Genomic DNA, 8,313 nt, shown 5'->3' with positions numbered 1-8,313 from the left:
TAGTGACAGCTGACTTGGATGGGGATGGCACTTTCGAGACAACTATTCCAGCAGCTGGTTTTACTACAACCACTCCCATTCGTGCTGATCAGAGCATTAAGGTACGGGTTGAAGGTACGGTTATTGTAGATGAAGCAGGGGCTCCGATTAATGTCCAGTTAGGTGATACCGGACCTAACGACAATAGTCCTGCTACCGATAACCAGCCGGATGCTGATGATGGTTCCAATCCTAACGAGGTTACTACCGTAAATGCTGAAGGTGATCCTCCGGTCAATGGTGAGCGTGAAGGTGCTGCGTTCCAAGAGGTCTTACTCTCTACAGAGATTAAGGAACTAGCCACCATCACTGTTCTCAAGCGAATCGAAGGTCCGAATACTATTGATCTAGTTGATAACAATGGTACGCCTGAGAATGCTAGCGATGATAAAATTACTTATCACTTAGACTTCCGGGTTGAATCCTCTAACCCAGCGATTAATTTCCAAGCTGCGGATCTCGAAGGAACTACCATTACCGTTGATGGTGCGCCAGTCCAGCGGGTCTTGGTTTCTGATGTCATTCCCGAAAATACAGAATTTGATCCTGCAGTAACGCCTACTGCGCCAGATGGCTGGACAGTGGTCTACTCTACTGATGACCCAGCGGTGACTGGTCGTGACGCCCTGAGCGTAGATTGGTCTACTACCCAGCCAGCTAATGCTAGTGATGTTAAGCGCATTGGTTTCATTGCTGAAGGTCCTATTACTGCAGGAACCTCCACTGAAGGTCCCATTGGCTTAACCTTTGGTGTGATCACCAGTGGCTTACCCGTTGCTGGTGGTGAAGTCGCTAACATTGCTCAGGCATTTGGTGAAACTGTCGGTGATCCAACGGATGAAGTGGTCTACGATGAATCCGGTGACCAAAATCCCAACAACTACAATGATGATGGTACACCACCGGATGATAGCGGTACCGACTTCAACCCAGCTACAGACCTTGGTATTGCCAATCCCAGTGCTGATGGTGTTGATGAAGACAATGACAACACCGGTGAAGGACCTAAGGGTGAAGACACTGTAGTTACCATTACTGCAGAGATTACCCCTGATAGTCAAATCCTCAATGGTCCAGAGGATCGACCCAACGCCATTGGTCCAACCAATGACAATGATGACTTCACTAACCAGTCCACAACTATTCCAGCTGGATTAGCTCAGGGTCAGCCCATTCCAGATCCAGGTGAGGTCATCTTCAACAATACCGTTGAGAACCGCAATACTACTAATTTAGATAACGTCACCTTGTTGCCAATTGCGCCTTCAGACGGTACTGCGGCGACTAATGACCCTGCTGTTGCGGCATTCACCACTCCAGTAGACTTTGGAGCAGATAACCAGATTCCTAATGGCACTGAGGTCACGATCAAGTACACCCCAGATACAGGTGATGTTCAGGAAGCAACCTACACCTACAATGAAGAGGACGGTTTTACCACCGATGATCCAGCGGTTAATGTTGGTACTCTCACACCAGGTCAGCAATTGGATTACGAGGTAATTGTTGACTTACCTGCTAATACAGCTCAAGTTCAAGGTTACGGGATTCCGATTGTTGCCTTTGTGGACAACAACCCGAACGGAGACTTTGATGTCACTCAGGAAACCGTCTTCAACATCACTGTTGACCGGGTCTACACTGGCTACATGCAGATGGTGAAAGAAGCTCGGATTCTGGATACTGATGGTGTAACAGTGATTCAGGACTTCACCGGCGGAGATCCCACAGGTGATCAGGAAGGTACCCTCACAGAACGAGCTAAGCCTGGTCAGTTTATCGAGTACCGAATCACCTACACCAATATCTCTGAACCACTAGTGGGTGCTGGTAACGTAGTTTTGGATGCTAACAACTTCACCATTACTGAGGATGGGGACAAAGCTCCTAACAACTGGGTTACTATCACCACTCACGAGCAGGGAACTGAACCATCTCAGGGTACTGTGGAGTACTTCAATAATACCTTATCCTTTGGAAATAGTGACCCAGCTAGCGGTGAAGAAGTGACTAGGTACGTCAATGAAGTTGGTACTGTTGCTCCTGGGGACAATGGATCCTTTGTCTTCCGTCGTAAGGTTGACTAATCCTTGATGCTCTGAAGTAGGAAGTATAGCGCTACGCGCAATGGCATTGGCAAGAGGCAAGAGGCAAAAGGCAAAACTTGCGTAGGGTGCGTTAGGGCGGGCTTGCCATCATGTTCAACACCGAGCGCCAGTGTGGGAACAGCCCGCCCCGTAACGCACCACCCAAGGGGGAGTCCTGATTTTCTGGGTTCCCACTGTGGAGATAGGCCGCCTGGGAATGGAACGGGCAAGATGCCCGTTCCACCAAGATGCCTGTTCCACCAAGATGCCTGTTCCACCCACTGGATCAAACAGCAAAAGTGAGATGGATCCAAGCTATCCGGCTAAAAGCCTTCCTACTTCACCCTTCATACTTCACCCTTCAACCTTCAGCGTTCTATAAAATTGTTGTAATTATCAAGAGGTTTATTGCAAATGAAACGTTCATCAATTCTAGGTCTGGGTGCGATCGCATTAATTGTTGCTGTGCCTTTTGTAGGTAAGACTCCTGTATTAGCTGGTTTACAGGAAGCTGGGGAAGTGATTGTCCAAAACATCATGCGCCCCAAAGTGCAGTTGAAATTAGTGGCTAAGAAGAAGATAGTAGAAGTTGATACTGAAGGTAAAGAAAATATTACTTGGCAAGCCCTAGAGAACAAAGCCATTGTCAAACCAGGAGATACCCTTCGTTACACTGTCAAAGGTGAAAATTCTGGGGAAGTGGAGGCTGACAATCTGATGGTTACCCAACCTATTCCCCGCGCTACCATGTATATCCTTGATTCCGCTAGCAACAGCAATGGAGCAACGATAACTTACAGCATTGATAATGGAGAGACTTTTATAGAACAACCTACTATTGAAGTCACCCTTGAAGATGGCACGGTAGAAACTAAACCTGCCCCTGGTTCAGCCTACACTCACGTTCGCTTTGAGTTTCCAGAAGCTCTCGATCCCAAAGCAATTTTAGAAGCATCTTATGATGTCACTGTTCGCTAGTAATTAACAAGTAACGATTAGTGCTTAGTCATTAGTAATTAGTCATTTGTAAATACCCATAAAATCTTCTTAATTACAAATGAATTATAAATTAAAACTCATAAATCAAGACTAATGACTAATCACTTAAGCTGATAATTAGGTTATTATAATAACCTAATTATAGGCAATTAAATAATTTCTTCAATAGCAAATATTACCTCACGGGGTGACAACAAAGCTCAAACCTATATAGGTTTTAGGTTTTAGGTTTTAGGTTTTAGGTTTTAGGTTTTAGGTATTGGGTAAATTACAGCAATGAGTCATTTGTATTTCCCAGCAATTGAAGCAATTTTCACGCATACTTCGTCAATGATAGTTTTAATAATCCATCCCGCTTGACAATTTTACCTAACACCTAACCCCTAAAACCTAACCCCTGTAATATTTTCAATTAGCTTGTTACCCCCTGAGAAATATTACTCATTTTTGACGTTGTAACAGTTTTTATTTTGCTAAATATAGCACTACGCATTAAGCTTAGGACATTCCTAAACTCTGAAACTTAGTCATAGCTTACTTCTGACTTCTGACTTCTAACTTCTGACTTGCGCGTAGCGCTATACAACTCCGCATTAATACTGATTATGCTTTAGTAAAAAATCAGCAGTTTACGCCTCGCTTTTGTAGCTATTTCGCTTCAGAATAGATCTGAATACAGCATAAAACCTAAAGTATATAGCCTAATAAGTATTTAAAAAAAACATAAATACTGCACAAAAAAAAATCAGCGCAAATTGCGCTATTTTTTGCTTAAATTTGCGTTTTTTATATAAAAAAATCACCTAAATTTAAAATTTAATCAAAAAAAGCAATTTAACTTAACAAAACTATCCAGTGATTTACTATCAAAATGTGCAAATCAACCCCTTACTGGAAGAAGCGTTTCCCAAAGCTGCTAGCAACAGCTTTGATAGGAGGTGTCTTACCAACATCTCCACCAGTACTGTCGCAAACTCAGCCAGCAGAAATTTCAGCCACAACTGGTCAGACACCGCTACAGTGTACAGCTCCTGAAACAGTAGCAGCAACTGTGATCAATCAAGTCACTTATCGGTACCAAATGCCTCGTGGTCCAAGGGGAAGATTCTCTCGACCTAGTGAGTTGTTCATTACTGGTACTTCTGCCAAAGTCAAAAGTGAAACCTCTAAACAAGGAACTCTCAATCTGGTATCTCAGGGGATTCAAGATGGGGAAGGCCAGTTGGTGTTTGGCTTAGGTGCTATGACTGATGCCCTGGAAGATGAATTAGTAACTTTGGGCTTTACTTCAGAAGAAGCCAGCAATGCCAGTATCCAAGCAGTAATGAGTTTTGCTAATTCATCCACTGACACTACTGCTGATCAAGTCATCACTGCTGCTAAAACAGCTATTGAAGAAGCGATACCGAATAAAGCTGCACTCTTAAATGGGGAGAATAGTCAGACGGATCAAGTCATAGCTCTAGTGTTTACTGGACTAGCTCAACAGGGCTTAGAATCCATTGGTATTGCTGAAGCCGATGCCGCAACTGCCCAAAATACAGCAGCTGGTTTAATTCCAACTGACTTGAGTACCACTACTTTTACAGAGATTCGCCAGCAAGCATTTGATGAAGCCCTCAATGCTATCCCTGAACAACAACAACTCTTGATCCAAGCTAAAGACTCTCTTGAGCAAGACCTACAAAACATTCAGTCTGGTCAAGGGTCGCGGGTGCAATCGGGAGATATTGTCAGTTTCCGTTATGCCTTGCTTAACACTGGGGAGGCAGCGATTGAAGTAGAAACTCCTCAAGCTAATGTGATTGCTCAAAGTGGCTTAGTCGGTTCAGCCTCCATTGGCAATGTTACTGTTGAGGGTTTGGAGGAAACCCCGGAAACCCTGACAATCGAGCCTGGGCAGGAGGTGGTGCTGAATGTGCAAGTGGCAGTTAATGCTGCTGAAGACAACGATGAGCAAACTATAGCCCTAGGGTTTAGCAGTAATTGCGGTCAAGACAATACCTCGCAACAAACCGCACAACAGACCATAGCTACTATAGCTCCTACACCAGACCCCAGTTTGGAACTGATTGACCCGTTTGGGGAAATCCGGGGTTGTGACAATGAACTGTTGGATGATTATACCGGATTTAGCGTTGGCTTATTTGATCCAGACCCCAATGACCCTACAGGATTCTTGAATATTGTAGAACTTACCACCACTGAAGTTCCCGATGACCCCAATAACAATATTCCTGAAGGGATTCAACCTAATACTACTAATGCTAATCCCTATTTCGTTACTAATGAGGACAATGAAAACCGAGGTAGATATAGCTTTCTGTTTGATCGAGACCGAGGTCAGTTAGACCAAGGTCGAAGCTACATTTTGGTGGTTAATCCACCCAGTAATAGCAACTTCCTGCAACGGCGGATTCGGCTGACGATCACTAATGTTGATGAAGCGCAAAGTATAGTTTCCTATTCTGCTACTTCTATAGATGGTCTACCGATTAGTACCGATGCCAATCCCACAGAGGTACAGGGTGAATTCCTGATTCGGAATGCGGAACGGGAAGGTCTGGTTTTGGGATTGTTGAATGTAGATACCGGTATTTGTGACCTTGAATCGATTCGGATTACCAAGAGCGCAGACCGAGCTACCGCTGAACCAGGAGATACTATCATCTATCGCCTCTCTGTGCGCAATCTAGCCAGTAGTGCTGTAGTTGACATTGTAGTCACTGATGACTTACCCCTAGGATTCAAATTCGTGGAAGATTCTGTCCGGGGCGAGTTACAGCAAGAATCAGTGGAGATTGAAACCACACAAGATGGGGCAAGAATTACTTTCAGGGCAGCAGAGCCAATTCCAGAAGGTGGAGTATTGAACATTGCTTATGGGGTGCAAGTCACTCCAGATGGCATTCGGGGTGACGGGGAGAACTCAGCTATTGTTGCTGCGGAACGGGATGACAACGGTTGGGATATCAAAGATGGTCCAGCGGTTCATCGAGTACGAATTGATCCTGGCATTATTTCGGACTGCGGTACCTTACTAGGTCGAGTATTTGTAGACAAAAACTTTGATGGTCATCAGCAACCAGGAGAACCGGGAGTTCCTAATGCGGTGATCTTCATGGAAAACGGTAACCGAATTACCACTGATGCCAATGGTCTGTTCTCGGTTAAGAACGTTCTACCAGGATACCACACTGGAGCTTTAGACCTGACTAGCCTTCCAGGTTACACCCTAGCTCCCAATACCCATTTCAATGAAGGCAACAGTCAATCGAGACTCGTGCGTTTAGAGCCTGGTGGTATGGCGCGCATGAACTTTGCAGTCACCCCGACCTTCAACGAAGAGGATCAGCAATGAAATTAATTAATAATTATAACATATCTTGTAAACTACAGCTAATGGGAGCGATCGCTGGTAGCGTCACCATGGTGCTGTATCCTGCGATCGCTGAAGCTGAATCAACCCAAGCAGCAGAGGATAAATTACCAGTCATTGACCTGAAGCCAAGTCAACTACCTAGCCTTGATCTCAAACAAGAACCTATCCTCAGTTTCAATCCCGGTCTGGTTCCCTCCCTAAACCAAAATGAGCTATCAACAACAATTGCTCTGAGACAGTCTTCGAGTTTTAACATCAACGATGGACAATTTCCTAGCTTTGATTTGAGCTCAGATCAAGTCCCTAGGCTCAACTGGAAACGAGAACCTATCGTTAGTTTCAACTCCACTCTGACTCCTTCACCAATCCCACAGACAGAGCCATCCTCACATATCGCCCTCGCACCTGTAGTGGACTTGAGTAAAGGTTCGCTATCTAGTTTTGACCTACTGCCTGGTCAACTACCTCAGCTAAATTCACCAAAAGCTCTACTTGCTAATCTAGACCTGAAACAACAGCAAAGGGTTAGTCTCAATCCCAGTATCAATACTGAACCTAGAAAAACTATACCGATTGACCATAGGTCACGCTACGCGAACGCACCAAGTCAGTCATCTACTGAAATTACAATCGCAGCTAGTATCGATTTCCAACAGGGACAATTACCTGAGTTTGGGGTTAATCGTGAGCAATTCCCTAAGATAGATTTAACTAACAATAAGTTAGACAATCTCCAACTGCGTACGCCCCAACGGGTTAGTCTCAACAAGAGAGTTAATCGAGAAGCTAGACAAACTATACCGATACCAGAAACTCAGTCAAATCAAGAGATTACAATCGCAGCTAGTATCGACTTCCAACAGGGAGATTTACCTGAGTTTGCGGTTAATCGTGAATTACCGAAGATAGATTTAACTAACGATAAGTTAGATAATCTCCAACTGCGTACGCCCCAACGGGTTAGTCTCAACAAGAGAGTTAATCGAGAAGCTAGACAAACTATACCGATACCAGCAAGTCGGTCATCTACTGAGATTACAATCGCAGCTAGTATCGATTTCCAACAGGGACAATTACCTGAGTTTGGGGTTAATCGTGAATTACCGAAGATAGATTTAACTAACGATAAATTAGACAACCTTCAACTGCGTACGCCCCAAAGGGTTAGTCTTAATCCCAGTATCAATACTGAAGCTAAACAAACTATACCGATACCAGCAAGTCAGTCAGATCAAGAGATTGCTTATGCACCTGGTATCGACTTCCAACAGGGAAAATTACCTAACTTTGAAGTTAATCGTGAATTACCGAAGATAGATTTAACTAACGATAAGTTAGACAACCTTCAACTGCGTACGCCCCAAAGGGTTAGTCTCAATCCTACTGCTAATACTGAAGCTAAACAAACTATACCGATACCAGAAACTCAGTCAGATACTGACATTGCTTATGTACCTGGTATCGATATCCAAGTGGGAGACTTACCTAACTTTGAAGTTAGTGGTGAATTACCATTATTAGATTTAACTAACGATAAGTTAGATAACCTTGAGCTGGGTACGCCCCAAAGGGTTAGTCTTAACAAGAGAGTTAATCGAGAAGCTAGACAAACTAGACCGATACCAGAAACTCAGTCAGATACTGACATTGCTTACGCACCTGATCTCGATATCCAAGTTGGAGACTTACCGACCTTTGCTGTTAATGATGAATTACCATTATTAGATTTAACTAACGATAAATTAGACAACTTTGAGGTGCGTACGCAGCAGAGAGTTAGTTTCAATCCTGCTGCTAATACTGAAG

5 protein-coding genes are annotated in these 8,313 nt (G+C 44.0%); 4 read left to right on the top strand and 1 reads right to left on the bottom strand.

What is annotated here, in order from left to right; translation table 11 throughout:
- The coding region (locus F6J99_RS37045; RefSeq protein ID WP_293120757.1) for a hypothetical protein at positions 1-2,126 on the top strand (2,126 nt) is incomplete at its 5' end.
- On the opposite strand, the gene F6J99_RS37040 is transcribed toward F6J99_RS37045, so the two are convergent.
- Positions 2,123-2,416: a hypothetical protein gene (locus F6J99_RS37040; protein WP_293120755.1), complete on the bottom strand. Its 294-nt coding sequence runs from the start codon at positions 2,414-2,416 to the stop codon at positions 2,123-2,125. The genes F6J99_RS37045 and F6J99_RS37040 overlap by 4 nt on opposite strands.
- A 124-nt stretch (positions 2,417-2,540) precedes the next feature.
- Here F6J99_RS37040 and F6J99_RS37035 point away from each other — a divergent pair, with 124 nt between their 5' ends.
- The 3 genes from F6J99_RS37035 to F6J99_RS37025 all read left to right on the top strand — a co-directional run.
- A complete protein-coding gene (locus F6J99_RS37035; RefSeq protein WP_293120753.1) occupies positions 2,541-3,104 on the top strand; it encodes a hypothetical protein in 564 nt (187 codons plus the stop codon).
- An 892-nt stretch (positions 3,105-3,996) separates the two neighbouring features.
- Positions 3,997-6,486 carry a hypothetical protein gene (locus F6J99_RS37030; protein WP_293120751.1) on the top strand — a complete coding sequence of 830 codons (2,490 nt, stop codon included), beginning with the start codon at positions 3,997-3,999 and terminating at the stop codon, positions 6,484-6,486.
- Positions 6,483-8,313: hypothetical protein (locus F6J99_RS37025; protein WP_293120749.1), on the top strand; the 1,831-nt coding region annotated here is incomplete at its 3' end. The genes F6J99_RS37030 and F6J99_RS37025, both read left to right, overlap by 4 nt.

This window comes from Moorena sp. SIO4G3 (assembly GCF_010692305.1).
In the GTDB taxonomy this organism is placed as follows: Bacteria; Cyanobacteriota; Cyanobacteriia; order Cyanobacteriales; family Coleofasciculaceae; genus Moorena; species Moorena producens_A.
This window is presented reverse-complemented; position numbering and strand designations above follow the sequence as displayed.